Source organism: Derxia lacustris, from assembly GCF_002105195.1.
Classification (GTDB): domain Bacteria; phylum Pseudomonadota; class Gammaproteobacteria; order Burkholderiales; family Burkholderiaceae_E; genus Derxia; species Derxia lacustris.
In genome coordinates, this window is record NZ_MUHU01000030.1 from 23,206 (window position 1) to 38,153 (window position 14,948).

The following is a 14,948-nucleotide window of genomic DNA, read 5'->3' on the forward strand; positions in this document are numbered from 1 at the left end:
GCCCGCGCCGCTCAGCCCACGCGCACCACGGTCACCGTGCACTCGGCGCGTGCCACCACCTCGGTCGTGACGCTGCCCAGATAACGCTTGAGCGCCGCCGACGGCCCGCGCGAGCCGATCACGATCTGGTCGACCCGGTTGTCGGTCGCGTACTGCAACAGCGCCGCCGCCAGATCGGGCGACTCCAGCACATGAAAGGTGACGCGACCGGGCGGCAGTTGCAGCGGCCGGGCCCAGTGCTGCAACTCGATGAGCCGGCGCACATGCAGATTGCGGCCCTCGCTGTCGGTGGTCTGGTCCATGCCGATGCGGTTGGTGCGCAACACCGTCACGCAGGCCACGCGCGCATTGGGCAGCGCCTGCACCGCCTGCCGCACCATCGCGCGCACCGCGTCGGCGAGCGCCTCGTGCTCCTGGGTCACGTCGACGGACGCCATCACGATGGGCGCGCGCGCCAGTTGCGACGACACCGAATGCGCGGCCGGCTCGGGCAGCACGGCGCGCCAGCGCATGCGCAGGCCGTCGAGCCAGCTCGTGCCCTTGCTGCGCTCGGCGCGCTCGGTGAGCTGCACTTCCTCGGGATGCGCCAGATCGAAAGCCAGCTGGGCCGCGCTGCCGTAGCGCTGTTCGGCATCCACTTCCAGGCAGCGCAGGATCACCTCCTGCATCCACGGCGCCATCTCCGGCCGCAGCCGGCGCGGCGGCACCGGCGCCTGCCACAGCCGCTTGCGCAGCCCCGAAATGCTGCTGGGAAAGCCGAACGGCCGCTGGCCCGTGACCAGGTGATAGAGCAGCACGCCGAGCGAGAACAGATCGCTGCGCGGATCGTTGCGCTGCCGCAGCACCTGCTCCGGCGAGATGTAGGGCCCGGTGCCCATCGGCACGCGGAACTCCTCGGCCAGCAGATCGGGCAGGCGCTCGTGGCGCGCGAGACCGTAGTCGATCAGCACCGCGTCGGCGGGCTGGCCGTCGGCGCCGGGGCGGAACATCACATTGCTCGGCTTGAGGTCGAAATGGATCACGCGCTGGTGATGCAGCGCATGCAGCGCGGTCGCCACCTGGCTGCCGATGCGCGCTACCTCGTCGAGCGGCAGCGGCGCCTGATCGAAGCGCGCGCGCAGCGAATCGCCTTCGAGCAGCTCCATCACGATGTAGGGCTGCTCCTCGAAGCCGCCGGCCGCCAGATAGCGCGGCACATGCGGCCCGGTGAGCAGCGGCATGATCATCTGCTCGACCTCGAAGCTGACGATGCCGGTCGGATCGGACGGATCGCTGAGCGCCGGCGTCTTCATCACCGCCGGCGCGGCCAGATCGTCGCGCGTCACCTTCCACAGCGCCGCCATGCCGCCGCGATGCAGATGCGCCTCGATGCGATAGCCGTCCACCACCATGCCAGGGCCCAGCTTGCGCACACCGAGCATGGTCAGCGGCCGTGGGCGGAAAGATCGCCCGGCGCGGCAAAGCCGGCGGCGCGCACCTTGGCGGCGGCGGCCGGATGGTCGTAGGGCACGCGCTGGGTGGTGAGCATGCCCGTCACCTCGTCGAACAGCGCATAGCAGGCGGCCGGATTGCCGTCGCGCGGCTGGCCGCAGGAGCCCGGCAGCACCAGCCAGCGCCGCGCTGCCGACAGCGGCAGCACGCTGCCCGGAATCGGCTCGAAATGCTCGACGCGCTGGTTGAGCCCCATGTGATAGACCGCCGGCTGATGCACATGGCCGCAGAAGGTGATGCGCGCCCTGGTCGCGCGCATGCTGCGGCCGGCCTCGACGATGCCCTCGATGTACTCGAAGCCTTCCGGGTTCCAGGCGTTGGCATGCACATAGAGCAGCGGCCCGTCCTCCACCTCGAAAGGCAGGGCGCTGAGGAAGTCGGCCTGCGCCGGCGTGAGCTGGCTGCGCGTCCAGTCGATGGCGCGCTGGGCTGCCGACGACATCGGCGTGCGCAGGCCGCGAGTGGCCGCGATGTCGTGATTGCCGACGACGGCCGTGGCGCCCGCATCTACCAGCTCCCGCACCCGATCCACCACCCAGCCCGGATCGGCGCCGTAGCCGACAAAGTCGCCCAGCAGCGCATGACGTGTCGCGCCCTGCCGCTCGGCATGCGCGAGACAGGCCTCGAAGGCCTCCCGGTTGGCATGGATGTCGGTCAGGATGGCCGTCATCATCGTCGTTCTCCTCCGTCTGCTTGTGGCCCGATTGTGCCCGTGCGGCCGCGCATCCCGGCTCGGGTGAACCGCGTGGCACACGGGCGGTCGGACCGGCATTCATGCTGCCGATGTGTGCGGCGCAGCATCACCCGTCGGCGCGTGCGCTTCTTCACGGCGTCATAATTTCGGGCTGGGCCGATTTGGCGTTCGCGTCGATCGCCGTCGTGCCCGCGCCAGAGCCTCTTCAATGAACACCGCTCCTCTCGACTTCGCGTCGCCACCGTTGTTGCTGTCCATCCAGTCGCATGTGGCTTGCGGGCATGTCGGCAATGCGGCGGCGGTCTTTCCCCTGCAACGTCTCGGGATCGAGCCGCTCGCCGTCAACACCGTGCAGTTTTCCAACCACACCGGGCACGGCGCGTTCACTGGGCAGGTGTTTGGCGCCGACCACATCCGCGACGTGCTCGACGGTCTGCGCGCGCGCGGCATGCTGGTGCGCTGCCGCGCCGTGCTGTCGGGCTATCTGGGCGACGCGGCCATCGGCGAAGTCATCCTCGGCGCGGTGCGCGAAATCCGCGCGGCACGCGGCGCGCTCGCCGAAGACTTCATCTACTGCTGCGACCCGGTCATCGGCGATGTGGGCCGCGGCGTGTTCGTGCGGCCCGGCATCGCCGAATTTCAGCGCGATCACGCCGTGCCGGCGGCCGACGTCATCACGCCCAACCAGTTCGAGTTCGAGCAGATCGTCGGCCGGCCGCTCGATTCCACCGGCGATGCGGTGGCGCTGGCCCGGCTGCTCGGGCCGCGCGTGGTCGTCATCACCAGCCTGCGCACGCCCGACGTGGCCGAGGGCACGCTGCGCACGCTCTGCGTGGCCGGTCCGCACGCCTGGAAGATTGACACGCCGCTGCTCGACGTGGACCCGCTGCCGAACGGCATGGGCGACGTGTTCTCGGCGGTATTCATGGGCCTGCTGCTGCAGGGCGCGCGCTATCCCAAGGCGCTGTCGCATGCGGTGCGCGTGCTGTATGCGCTGGTGAGCAAGACGCCGCCCGGCAGTCGCGACCTGCCGCTGGTGGCGGAACAGAACGAAATCGTGTGGCCGAGTGAAGACTTCGAGCCGGAGGCCTTGCCGGCATGAACATGCAGACGCAATACAGCTTTGATGTGGTGGTGGTGGGCAGCGGTCTGGCCGGCCTGTCGGTGGCGCTGCATCTGGCGGCGCATCGCAAGGTGGCGGTCGTCACCAAGCAGGCGCTGCTCGATGGCGCCAGCAACTGGGCCCAGGGCGGCATCGCGGCGGTGCTCGATGCCGGCGACAGCATCGACGACCATGTGCGCGACACGCTGGTCGCCGGCGCCGGCCTGTGCGACGAGCAGGCCACGCGCTTCATCGTCGAGCACGGCAAGGCGGCGATCGCCTGGCTGATCCGGCTTGGCGTGCCGTTCACGCGCGACGCCAGCAGCGAGCTTGGCTACCACCTCACGCGCGAAGGCGGCCACAGCCATCGCCGCATCATCCACGCGGCCGACGCGACCGGGCATGCGGTGCAGGTGACGCTGGAGCAGATGGTGCGCAGCCAGCCCAACATCACGCTGTTCGAGCACCACATGGGCGTCGACCTGATCGTGGAGGAAGGGCGCTGTCGCGGCCTGTACGTGCAGGACGAGGAAACCGGCCATGTGCACACGCTCGCCGCGTCGGACACCGTGCTGGCCTGTGGTGGCGCGGGCAAGGTCTACCTCTACACGACCAATCCCGACACCGCGACCGGCGACGGCATCGCGATGGCCTGGCGCGCCGGCTGCCGCGTGAGCAACATGGAGTTCATCCAGTTCCATCCGACCTGCCTCTACCACCCCTATGCCAAGAGCTTTCTCATCAGCGAGGCGGTGCGCGGCGAGGGCGGCATCCTCAAGCTGCCGCCGGGCGCGGGCAAGGACGCCGGCAAGCGCTTCATGCCCGATCACGACGCGCGGTTGGAGCTGGCACCGCGCGACGTGGTGGCACGCAGCATCGATTTCGAGATGAAGAAGCGCGGGCTCGATTACGTGCATCTCGACATCAGCCACCAGCCGCCGGAGTTCGTGAAGGAGCACTTCCCGACCATCCACGCCACCTGCCTCGATTTCGGCATCGACATCACCAAGGAACCGATCCCGGTGGTGCCGGCGGCGCACTACACCTGCGGCGGCGTGGTCACCGATCTGGCCGGTCGCACCGATGTGGCCGGGCTCTATGCCGTGGGCGAAACCGCCTGCACCGGCCTGCACGGCGCCAACCGGCTCGCGTCGAATTCGCTGCTCGAATGCCTGGTGCTCGGCCGCTCGGCCGCCGACGACATCCTCGCGCGCCCGGCCCGGCCGCCGCGCGAACTGCGCGCCTGGGACGAAAGCCGCGTCACCAATGCCGACGAGGAAGTCGTCATCACCCAGAACTGGGACGAGCTGCGCCGCACCATGTGGAACTACGTCGGCATCGTGCGCACGACCAAGCGGCTGGAGCGGGCGCAGGCGCGCATCGAGCTGCTGCGCCAGGAGATCGACGAGTACTACGCCAACTTCCGCGTGACGCGCGATCTGCTCGAACTGCGCAATCTGGTCGAGGTGGCGGCGCTGATCGTCGAATGCGCGATGGGCCGGCATGAAAGCCGTGGCCTGCACACCACGCGCGACTGGCCCGACACCGCCGCCGAAGCGCTGCCGAGCGTGCTCGGTCCACGTAGCAAAACGTGATGCTTTTCACGCCGATGGCCAGCCTGGAGATGAGCACCGGCGCGCGTTGACAACTGTCAATCGCGGCCGGACGAAGCCGCACTTACCGTGTGCGTCCGCCTCACCCGTGCAACCGGAGTCACCCATGCCCGTCGAGCTGTATCGCGACGCCAACCATGCCTGCCTGATGTTCACCGACCTCGGTCACGAGAGCGATCAGGCGGTGCAGTCGAACCAGTTCCTCATCATCAACAACGGCACGGGCGCGATCATCGATCCGGGCGGTAACCTGGCCTACAACGAGCTCTACCTCGGCATGACGGCGCATTTCCCGCCGAGCCAGCTGACGGCCATCCTCGCCTCGCATGCCGACCCCGACATCATCGCGTCGCTCGACCGCTGGCTCACCACCACTGCCAGCGCCACCGTCTACATCTCCAAGATCTGGGATCGCTTCGCGCCGCATTTCTGCAAGCGCGGCAAGACCGAGGGCCGCATCGTCGGCATCGGCGATGCCGGTGCGCGCATCCCGCTCGGCGGCACCGAGTTGATCGCGCTGCCCGCGCACTTTCTGCATGCCGAAGGCAATTTCCAGTTCTACGACCCGGTGAGCCGCATCCTGTTCTCGGGCGACCTGGGCGCTTCGTTTGGTAGCGGGCTCGATGCCAAGTCGCCGATTACCTCGCTGGCGCCGCATCTGCCGCGCATGGAGGCCTTCCATCGGCGCTACATGGTGTCGAACAAGGTGCTGCGCTTCTGGGCCAAGATGGTCAAGCAGCTCGACATCCGGCTGATGGTGCCGCAGCACGGCGCGCCGCTCGGTGGCGCGGCGGTCAATGAATTCATCGACTGGGTGCAGACGCTGCCGTGCGGCGTCGATCTGATGACCGAGCAGCACTACCAGATTCCGCCGCGCGGCTGAGTCCCGCAGACGCGCCACCAATGACAAGGGCCGACCGGTGCAAGCCGGTCGGCCCTTGTCATTAGTGGCGCGGCTTCAGCCGATCACGCGCAGCGAGAAGTCGGTCGCGTGCAAATCCTTGGTGAGGCTGCCGATCGAGATGCGGTCGACGCCGGTCGCGGCGATGGCGCGCACGGTGTCGAGGCTGACGCCGCCCGAGGCTTCGAGCAGCGCGCGCTGCTGGCCGCGTCCGTCGTTGATCGCCACCGCCTCGCGCATCGCGCCGGTCGCGAAGTTGTCGAGCAGCACCGACCTGGCGCCGGCGTCGAGCGCCTCGCGCAGCTGGCTCAGGTTCTCGACCTCGACCTGCACCGCCACCTCGTCGCCGAGCGCAAACGCCGCCGCCAGCGCCGGCGTGATGCCGCCGGCCGCCGCGATGTGGTTCTCCTTGATGAGCACCGCGTCGTAAAGCCCGAGCCGCTGATTGACGCCGCCGCCCACGCGCACCGCGTATTTCTGCGCCAGCCGCATGCCGGGCAGCGTCTTGCGCGTGTCGAGGATGCGGGCGCGGCTGCCCGGCACATCGGCGATCGCATCGACGAACACCCGCGTGGCGCTGGCCGTGCCCGACAGCAGTTGCAGCAGATTGAGCGCGCTGCGCTCGGCGGTGAGCAGGCTGCGCGCCGGGCCAGCCAGCGTGCAAACCACGCTGTCGGGCGCAAGCGCTGCGCCTTCGTCGGCCTGCCAGTTCACCTCGATGCGCGGATCGACCGCGCGCATCACCGCGTCGAACCACGGCTGGCCGCAGAGCACCGCGCGCTCGCGCAGCAGCACGCGCGCCTTGATGCTGTCGTGCTCGGGCACCAGCAGGCCGGTCAGGTCGCCGCTGCCCACGTCCTCGGCAAGCACGGCGGCGACATTGCTTTCGAGCGCGGCTTGCAGCGCCGCATTCCAGCCGAAGCGGGTGGTGTTGGTAGTTGGCATGTGCGCGGATTCGGGTTGTGTTGCGGGCGGGACTCAGGCCGGACCGAAGCCCTGTGAGCCCTCGGTGGCGAAGGCGGGGGCGGGCTTGCGGTTGTGCGCGGCGGCAAAGTCGAGCATGCGGTCGATCGCCACCTTGGCCTGGCGGCCGAGCGCCGGCTCGACCTCGATCTCATGACCGGGCACGGCGCCCAGCTCGGCCGCTTCCAGCAGCTGCACCAGGCCTTCGAGCCCGTTCATCGCCATCCACGGGCAGTGCGCGCAGCTCTTGCAGGTGGCGCTGTTGCCGGCGGTCGGCGCCTCGACAAAGGTCTTGCCCGGCGCGGCGGCGCGCATCTTGTGCAGGATGGCCTTGTCGGTCGCGACGATGAATTCGGTCGCGTCGCTCTTCACTGCGGCCGCGATCATCTGCGAGGTCGAGCCGACCACGTCGGCCTGCGCGACCACGGCAGCCGGCGATTCGGGATGCACCAGCACCTTGGCATTGGGATGGGCCGCGCGCAGCAGTTCGAGCTCGGTGCCCTTGAACTCGTCATGCACCAGGCAGGAGCCCTGCCACAGCAGCATGTCGGCGCCGGTCTGCGCCTGGATGTAGCCGCCCAGATGGCGGTCGGGCGCCCAGAGAATCTTCTTTCCCTGCGCATGCAGGTGCTTGACGATTTCCAGGCCGATGCTCGATGTGACCGTCCAGTCGGCGCGCGCCTTCACCGCCGCGCTGGTGTTGGCATACACCACCACCGTGCGGTCTGGGTTGGCGTCGCAGAAGGCGGTGAATTCATCGACCGGGCAGCCCAGATCGAGCGAGCAGGTGGCGTCGAGATCGGGCATGAGCACGCGCTTGTCGGGGCTCAGGATCTTCGACGTCTCGCCCATGAAGCGCACGCCCGCCACGATCAGCGTGCGCGCCGCGTGATCGCGGCCGAAGCGTGCCATCTCCAGCGAGTCGGCGACGCAGCCGCCGGTCTCCTCGGCCAGGTCTTGCAGATCGCTGTCCACGTAATAGTGGGCGACCAGCACCGCGTCCTGATGCGCGAGCAGCGCGCGCGCGCGGGCCTTCAGTTCGGTGCGGCGTTCGGCGGTCAGCGGCTCGGGCACGCGGGCCCAGGCTTGCGCGACGATGGGCGGCGGCGGTCTGCAGGCGGGACCGTCGGTATCGGTCAGCGGGGCCGGGCGTTCGAATTCGATGGTTTGCAGCATGGCAGGGGGCGACTGAGGCACGAGCCGCGAGTATCCCATTCCCTTCCGCCCGGGCGCTGCGCGGTGCGGTCACGCGACAAGCAGGGAAACGATGTGGCGCGTCCTGCGCAAGACTGGGTTTCGGCCCCGGTTTCCCTGGGGAACTTGGTGTTTAATCGATGCGGTCAAACCGTGCCAATCCTTGGAGGAATCGAATGCTCAAGTTTGCGGACAGGCTGCTTCCCGCGCTTTGCGTGCTGGCGGTTGCCGGCGGCGCCCAGGCGCAGGAAGTGGTAGTCAAGATCGGTCATGTGGCGCCGATGTCGGGTGGCCAGGCTCACCTCGGCAAGGACAACGAATGGGGCGCCAAGCTCGCGATCGATGACCTCAACAAGGCGGGCGTCACGATCGGCGGCAAGAAGGTGAAGTTCCGGTTGATATCCGAGGACGATGGCGCCGATCCGCGTCAGGGCACGGCAGTGGCGCAGAAGCTGGTCGACGAGAAGGTCGTCGGTGTCGTTGGCCATCTCAATTCCGGCACTTCCATTCCCGCTTCCAAGATCTATTACGACGCCGGTATCCCGCAGATCTCGCCGTCCTCGACCGCGCCCAAGTACACGCAGCAGGGTTTCAACACCACGTTTCGCGTCGTCGCAAACGACAGCCAGCTTGGTGCGCGGCTTGGGCAGTACGCCGTTGGCCCGCTCAAGGGCAAGCGCATTGCGGTCATCGACGACCGAACGGCCTACGGCCAAGGGGTGGCCGACGAGTTCGCCAAGGCAGCAAAGGCGGCTGGCGGCGCAATCGTCGCCACTCAGTTCACCACTGACAAGGCCACTGAATTCAGCGCCATCCTCACCGCCGTCAAGGCAGCCACTCCCGATGTCGTCTTCTACGGCGGCATGGATGCGCAGGCAGGACCGCTGCTGCGCCAGATGAAGCAACTGGGCATCAACGCCAAGTTGCTGGGTGGCGACGGCATCTGCACCGAAGGGCTGGTCAATCTTGCGGGCGACGGCATGGCTGACGGCCAGGTGATCTGCGCCGAGGCTGGCGGTGTTACCGGAGAGGAAGAGAAGGGGATGGACGCGTTCCGCGCTGACTTCAAGAAGCGCGCCGGAGCCGATGTCCAGATCTATGCGCCGTACGTCTATGACGCTGTCATGGTGATGGCTGATGCCATGAAAAAGGCTGGCTCGACGGAGCCTGAGCGTTATCTGCCCTTCCTGGCAAAGGAGGACTACAAGGGGGTCACGGGCCGCATCTCGTTTGATGCAAAGGGCGACATCAAGAACGGTTCGCTGACCTTGTTTACCTACAAGGGCGGCAAGCGGGAAAAAATCGCCGTCGTTAAGTAATGGGCTTGAGTTGGATATGACCAAGCTGTGTGTGGATGGTGAAACCACATTTGCGCACGAGCCGCTTGCCAACTAGCGATGTTCTGGTTATAGTCGATGGCTCAGCTGTTGCTGAACGATGATTTCGCTGCTGAGGAAGCAGGGCCGCAAGGTTTGCCGAGATGGCAGCGAAATAAAAAAGTTCAAAAACAGTTGACGGTGAGAAAAAAGCAGTGCATAATCTCGCCTCTCTGCTGATGACGACGCGGCGCCAAGCAAGGCGAAGCAAGTTGTAGGTAGATTGCAGTATCGCTCTTTAACAAGTTAACAGCCGATAAGTGTGGGCGTTTGTTGTGATGGGGCTGCATGCCGCGAGGCGCGCAGTGTGCTCAAAGCAATAAAGGCTCACAAAAAAGTAAGGTGAAAACCTGAAATTTCGTTGAGTCGCGACCTTACGAAAGTAAGGGCAATAAGCATGATTAAACTGAAGAGTTTGATCCTGGCTCAGATTGAACGCTGGCGGCATGCCTTACACATGCAAGTCGAACGGCAGCACGGGGGCAACCCTGGTGGCGAGTGGCGAACGGGTGAGTAATGCATCGGAACGTGCCCAATAGTGGGGGATAACTATCCGAAAGGATAGCTAATACCGCATACGCACCAAGGTGGAAAGCGGGGGATCGCAAGACCTCGCGCTATTGGAGCGGCCGATGTCGGATTAGCTAGTTGGTGGGGTAAAGGCCTACCAAGGCGACGATCCGTAGCTGGTCTGAGAGGACGACCAGCCACACTGGGACTGAGACACGGCCCAGACTCCTACGGGAGGCAGCAGTGGGGAATTTTGGACAATGGGGGAAACCCTGATCCAGCCATGCCGCGTGTGTGAAGAAGGCCTTCGGGTTGTAAAGCACTTTTGGCGAGAACGAAACGGCGTTGGTTAATACCTGACGCTAATGACGGTACTCGCAGAATAAGCACCGGCTAACTACGTGCCAGCAGCCGCGGTAATACGTAGGGTGCAAGCGTTAATCGGAATTACTGGGCGTAAAGCGTGCGCAGGCGGTTTTGCAAGTCAGATGTGAAATCCCCGGGCTTAACCTGGGAACTGCATTTGAAACTACAAGGCTTGAGTGTGTCAGAGGGGGGTGGAATTCCACGTGTAGCAGTGAAATGCGTAGAGATGTGGAGGAACACCGATGGCGAAGGCAGCCCCCTGGGATAACACTGACGCTCATGCACGAAAGCGTGGGGAGCAAACAGGATTAGATACCCTGGTAGTCCACGCCCTAAACGATGTCTACTAGTTGTCGGTCAGGTTACTGATTGGTAACGCAGCTAACGCGTGAAGTAGACCGCCTGGGGAGTACGGTCGCAAGATTAAAACTCAAAGGAATTGACGGGGACCCGCACAAGCGGTGGATGATGTGGATTAATTCGATGCAACGCGAAAAACCTTACCTACGCTTGACATGCTCGGAATCCTGCTGAAAGGTGGGAGTGCCCGAAAGGGAGCCGGGACACAGGTGCTGCATGGCTGTCGTCAGCTCGTGTCGTGAGATGTTGGGTTAAGTCCCGCAACGAGCGCAACCCTTGTCATTAGTTGCTACGAAAGGGCACTCTAATGAGACTGCCGGTGACAAACCGGAGGAAGGTGGGGATGACGTCAAGTCCTCATGGCCCTTATGCGTAGGGCTTCACACGTCATACAATGGTCGGTACAGAGGGTTGCCAACCCGCGAGGGGGAGCTAATCTCATAAAACCGATCGTAGTCCGGATTGTAGTCTGCAACTCGACTGCATGAAGTCGGAATCGCTAGTAATCGCGGATCAGCATGTCGCGGTGAATACGTTCCCGGGTCTTGTACACACCGCCCGTCACACCATGGGAGTGGGTTTTACCAGAAGTAGTTAGCCTAACCGTAAGGAGGGCGATTACCACGGTAGGATTCATGACTGGGGTGAAGTCGTAACAAGGTAGCCGTATCGGAAGGTGCGGCTGGATCACCTCCTTTCTAGAGTATCTCACTCAATAAACGCCCACTCTTATCGGCTGTTAGAAAAGTCTGTCTGAAGGGTGCACCTGGAAAGACTAGGTGCGCAGGACTCCTGTGTTTGATAAGGAGGGTCTGTAGCTCAGTCGGTTAGAGCACCGTCTTGATAAGGCGGGGGTCGTTGGTTCGAATCCAACCAGACCCACCAACATTATCCAACTGGGGGTGTAGCTCAGCTGGGAGAGCACCTGCTTTGCAAGCAGGGGGTCATCGGTTCGATCCCGTTCACCTCCACCAAAACTCTTCAGACGCATTGCGATAGCGAAAGTCACTATCGCAATGCCATTAGGCTTTTGTTCTTTAACAATTTAGAAGAAGCAAATACAGAAATCAGCAAGAAATTGCTGATTCATGGGTTGTGATTGCATCAGCCAGAAATACTGGCAGCAGCATTTTGCTCAACCTATAGCATTGGAATCGTAAAGATTCTCCAAGGTTATAGGGTCAAGTGAATAAGTGCATGTGGTGGATGCCTTGGCGATTACAGGCGATGAAGGACGCGATAGCCTGCGAAAAGCTTCGGGGAGCTGGCAAATAAGCTTTGATCCGGAGATGTCCGAATGGGGAAACCCACCCGCAAGGGTATCTCATGCTGAATACATAGGCATGTGAGGCGAACCTGGTGAACTGAAACATCTAAGTAGCCAGAGGAAAAGAAATCAACCGAGATTCCGAAAGTAGTGGCGAGCGAAATCGGATCAGCCTGCAAGATTTAACAGTGGTGTTAGCAAAACGGTCTGGAAAGTCCGGCGATAGTGGGTGATAGCCCCGTATGCGAAAACACCATTGTGGAACTAAGTTTGCGACAAGTAGGGCGGGACACGTGAAATCCTGTCTGAAGATGGGGGGACCATCCTCCAAGGCTAAATACTCGTAATCGACCGATAGTGAACCAGTACCGTGAGGGAAAGGCGAAAAGAACCCCGGGAGGGGAGTGAAATAGATCCTGAAACCGCATGCATACAAACAGTCGGAGCCTCGCAAGGGGTGACGGCGTACCTTTTGTATAATGGGTCAGCGACTTACATTCAGTGGCAAGCTTAACCGTATAGGGAAGGCGCAGGGAAACCGAGTCTTAATAGGGCGTTCAGTCGCTGGGTGTAGACCCGAAACCGGATGATCTATCCATGGCCAGGGTGAAGGTGAGGTAACACTCACTGGAGGCCCGAACCCACTAGTGTTGAAAAACTAGGGGATGAGCTGTGGATAGGGGTGAAAGGCTAAACAAATCCGGAAATAGCTGGTTCTCTCCGAAAACTATTTAGGTAGTGCCTCGCGTATTGCTCCAGGGGGTAGAGCACTGTAATGGTTGGAGGGCTCATTGCGAGTTACTTCGCCATAGCAAACTCCGAATACCTGGAAGTATGAGCGCGGGAGACAGACGCCGGGTGCTAACGTCCGACGTCAAGAGGGAAACAACCCAGACCGCCAGCTAAGGTCCCAAAGATTGGCTAAGTGGGAAACGAAGTGGGAAGGCTAAAACAGTCAGGAGGTTGGCTTAGAAGCAGCCACCCTTTAAAGAAAGCGTAATAGCTCACTGATCGAGTCGTCCTGCGCGGAAGATGTAACGGGGCTAAGCCAGTCACCGAAGCTGCGGATCACAGAAATGTGATGGTAGGAGAGCGTTCCGTAGGCCTGTGAAGGTGTCTTGTAAAGGATGCTGGAGGTATCGGAAGTGCGAATGCTGACATGAGTAGCGATAAAGCGGGTGAAAAGCCCGCTCGCCGTAAACCCAAGGTTTCCTACGCAACGTTCATCGGCGTAGGGTGAGTCGGCCCCTAAGGCGAGGGCGAGAGCCGTAGCTGATGGGAATCCGGTTAATATTCCGGAACCGCCGTCAAGTGCGATGTGGGGACGGAGAAGGTTAGCTCAGCCAACTGTTGGAATAGTTGGTTCAAGCGTGTAGTCGTGCTGCTTAGGCAAATCCGGGCGGCTTAGATGAGGCGTGATAACGAGTGAACATTGTTCACGAAGTGAGTAATACCAAGCTTCCAAGAAAAGCCACTAAGCTTCAGCTTGACGGGACCGTACCGCAAACCGACACAGGTGGGTGTGATGAGTATTCTCAGGCGCTTGAGAGAACTCGGGAGAAGGAACTCGGCAAATTTGTACCGTAACTTCGGGATAAGGTACGCCCTCAGTAGGTGAAGTTGTACAAACGGAGCCAAACAGGGCCGCAGTGAATAGGTGGCTGCGACTGTTTAATAAAAACACAGCACTCTGCAAACACGAAAGTGGACGTATAGGGTGTGACGCCTGCCCGGTGCCGGAAGGTTAAGTGATGGGGTGCAAGCTCTTGATCGAAGCCCCGGTAAACGGCGGCCGTAACTATAACGGTCCTAAGGTAGCGAAATTCCTTGTCGGGTAAGTTCCGACCTGCACGAATGGCGTAACGATGGCCACACTGTCTCCTCCCGAGACTCAGCGAAGTTGAAATGTTTGTGATGATGCAATCTCCCCGCGGCTAGACGGAAAGACCCCATGAACCTTTACTGTAGCTTTGCATTGGACTTTGAACCGATCTGTGTAGGATAGGTGGGAGGCTTTGAAGCGGGGGCGCTAGCTCTCGTGGAGCCATCCTTGAAATACCACCCTGGTTTGTTTGAGGTTCTAACCTTGGCCCGTTATCCGGGTCGGGGACAGTGCATGGTAGGCAGTTTGACTGGGGCGGTCTCCTCCTAAAGGGTAACGGAGGAGTTCGAAGGTACGCTAGGCACGGTCGGACATCGTGCTAATAGTGCAAGGGCATAAGCGTGCTTAACTGCGAGACCGACAAGTCGAGCAGGTGCGAAAGCAGGACCTAGTGATCCGGTGGTTCTGAATGGAAGGGCCATCGCTCAACGGATAAAAGGTACTCTGGGGATAACAGGCTGATACCGCCCAAGAGTTCATATCGACGGCGGTGTTTGGCACCTCGATGTCGGCTCATCACATCCTGGGGCTGTAGCCGGTCCCAAGGGTATGGCTGTTCGCCATTTAAAGTGGTACGTGAGCTGGGTTTAAAACGTCGTGAGACAGTTTGGTCCCTATCTGCCGTGGGCGTTGGAAGTTTGACGGGGGCTGCTCCTAGTACGAGAGGACCGGAGTGGACGAACCTCTGGTGTACCGGTTGTCACGCCAGTGGCATCGCCGGGTAGCTAAGTTCGGAAGAGATAACCGCTGAAAGCATCTAAGCGGGAAACTTGCCTGAAGATGAGACTTCCCTGGAGACTTGATCTCCCTGAAGAGCCGTTCGAGACCAGGACGTTGATAGGCTGGGTGTGGAAGTGCAGTAATGCATTAAGCTAACCAGTACTAATTGCTCGTGAGGCTTGACCCTATAACCTTGGTGTATGCCAATGGTCGATCAGAATGTCGCTAACAATGCGATCACTCCCCAACTCTGTAGCAATTGCTTCTTCTAAATTGGATTTCTTGATCGAGTGCTCGTCTCTTGACCGTACTTAACAAGAAATCGACAAGTTATGCCTGACGACCATAGCGAGGTGGTCCCACTCCTTCCCATCCCGAACAGGACAGTGAAACGCCTCCGCGCCGATGATAGTGCGGTTCCCGTGTGAAAGTAGGTCATCGTCAGGCTCCTCCTCTGAAAGGGGCGACTCAACTCTGAGTCGCCCCTTTTGCTTTGCCATCTCTTCTCC

General features: G+C 62.1%; 8 protein-coding genes, 2 tRNA genes and 3 rRNA genes. 9 read left to right on the forward strand and 4 right to left on the reverse strand.

The genetic code is table 11. The features are described from left to right. Nucleotides 1–11: 11 nt before the first annotated feature. On the reverse strand, nucleotides 12–1,421 hold the full coding sequence (locus B9P64_RS19580; protein WP_085317861.1) for a serine/threonine protein kinase: 1,410 nt from the start codon (nucleotides 1,419–1,421) through the stop codon (nucleotides 12–14). 2 nt (nucleotides 1,422–1,423) lie between these two features. Continuing rightward, complete coding sequence (locus B9P64_RS19585; protein ID WP_085317862.1) at nucleotides 1,424–2,164, reverse strand: metallophosphoesterase family protein; 741 nt, start codon at nucleotides 2,162–2,164, stop codon at nucleotides 1,424–1,426. A gap of 229 nt (nucleotides 2,165–2,393) precedes the next feature. On the opposite strand from B9P64_RS19585, the gene pdxY reads away from it, so the two are divergent. The 3 genes from pdxY to B9P64_RS19600 all read left to right on the forward strand — a co-directional run bounded on the left by pdxY (nucleotide 2,394) and on the right by B9P64_RS19600 (nucleotide 5,783). Continuing rightward, nucleotides 2,394–3,287, forward strand: a complete 894-nt coding sequence (gene pdxY, locus B9P64_RS19590) for a pyridoxal kinase PdxY (protein ID WP_085317863.1) — start codon at nucleotides 2,394–2,396, stop codon at nucleotides 3,285–3,287. After that, nucleotides 3,284–4,882: an L-aspartate oxidase gene (gene nadB, locus B9P64_RS19595; RefSeq protein WP_235840058.1), complete on the forward strand. Its 1,599-nt coding sequence runs from the start codon at nucleotides 3,284–3,286 to the stop codon at nucleotides 4,880–4,882. Before pdxY ends, nadB begins: the two co-directional genes overlap by 4 nt. A gap of 124 nt (nucleotides 4,883–5,006) precedes the next feature. Further along, nucleotides 5,007–5,783: an oxygen-binding di-iron domain-containing protein gene (locus B9P64_RS19600; protein WP_085317864.1), complete on the forward strand. Its 777-nt coding sequence runs from the start codon at nucleotides 5,007–5,009 to the stop codon at nucleotides 5,781–5,783. Between the two features lie 75 nt (nucleotides 5,784–5,858). Here the strand turns inward: B9P64_RS19600 and nadC are convergent, their stop codons facing one another. Further along, a complete protein-coding gene (nadC, locus tag B9P64_RS19605; RefSeq protein ID WP_085317865.1) occupies nucleotides 5,859–6,746 on the reverse strand; it encodes a carboxylating nicotinate-nucleotide diphosphorylase in 888 nt (295 codons plus the stop codon). A 33-nt stretch (nucleotides 6,747–6,779) separates the two neighbouring features. Continuing rightward, nucleotides 6,780–7,940 (reverse strand): quinolinate synthase NadA, encoded by a 1,161-nt coding sequence (gene nadA / locus B9P64_RS19610; protein WP_139826418.1) that lies wholly within the window; start codon nucleotides 7,938–7,940, stop codon nucleotides 6,780–6,782. 194 nt (nucleotides 7,941–8,134) lie between these two features. Here nadA and B9P64_RS19615 point away from each other — a divergent pair, with 194 nt between their 5' ends. The 6 genes from B9P64_RS19615 (at nucleotide 8,135) to rrf (ending at nucleotide 14,886) form a co-directional block, all read left to right on the forward strand. Further along, nucleotides 8,135–9,277, forward strand: coding sequence for a branched-chain amino acid ABC transporter substrate-binding protein (locus B9P64_RS19615; RefSeq protein WP_085317867.1), 1,143 nt, complete (start codon nucleotides 8,135–8,137; stop codon nucleotides 9,275–9,277). A 460-nt stretch (nucleotides 9,278–9,737) separates the two neighbouring features. Continuing rightward, nucleotides 9,738–11,268: ribosomal RNA gene (locus tag B9P64_RS19620) — 16S ribosomal RNA — on the forward strand. Between the two features lie 110 nt (nucleotides 11,269–11,378). After that, nucleotides 11,379–11,455: transfer RNA gene (locus B9P64_RS19625), tRNA-Ile, on the forward strand. 13 nt (nucleotides 11,456–11,468) lie between these two features. Continuing rightward, nucleotides 11,469–11,544: transfer RNA gene (locus B9P64_RS19630), tRNA-Ala, on the forward strand. A 205-nt stretch (nucleotides 11,545–11,749) separates the two neighbouring features. Beyond that, a 23S ribosomal RNA gene (locus tag B9P64_RS19635) occupies nucleotides 11,750–14,626 on the forward strand. Between the two features lie 148 nt (nucleotides 14,627–14,774). Continuing rightward, nucleotides 14,775–14,886 (forward strand): 5S ribosomal RNA (rrf, locus tag B9P64_RS19640). The 16S, 23S and 5S rRNA genes sit together here with 2 tRNA genes alongside, the layout of an rRNA operon. Nucleotides 14,887–14,948: the final 62 nt, after the last annotated feature.

Coding starts and splice junctions, on each gene's coding strand:
- B9P64_RS19580 (WP_085317861.1), bottom strand. CDS start 1,421: ATGCTCGGTGTGCGCAAGCTGGGCCCTGGCATGGTGGTGGACGGCTAT.
- B9P64_RS19585 (WP_085317862.1), bottom strand. CDS start 2,164: ATGATGACGGCCATCCTGACCGACATCCATGCCAACCGGGAGGCCTTC.
- pdxY (WP_085317863.1), top strand. CDS start 2,394: ATGAACACCGCTCCTCTCGACTTCGCGTCGCCACCGTTGTTGCTGTCC.
- nadB (WP_235840058.1), top strand. CDS start 3,284: ATGAACATGCAGACGCAATACAGCTTTGATGTGGTGGTGGTGGGCAGC.
- B9P64_RS19600 (WP_085317864.1), top strand. CDS start 5,007: ATGCCCGTCGAGCTGTATCGCGACGCCAACCATGCCTGCCTGATGTTC.
- nadC (WP_085317865.1), bottom strand. CDS start 6,746: ATGCCAACTACCAACACCACCCGCTTCGGCTGGAATGCGGCGCTGCAA.
- nadA (WP_139826418.1), bottom strand. CDS start 7,940: ATGCTGCAAACCATCGAATTCGAACGCCCGGCCCCGCTGACCGATACC.
- B9P64_RS19615 (WP_085317867.1), top strand. CDS start 8,135: ATGCTCAAGTTTGCGGACAGGCTGCTTCCCGCGCTTTGCGTGCTGGCG.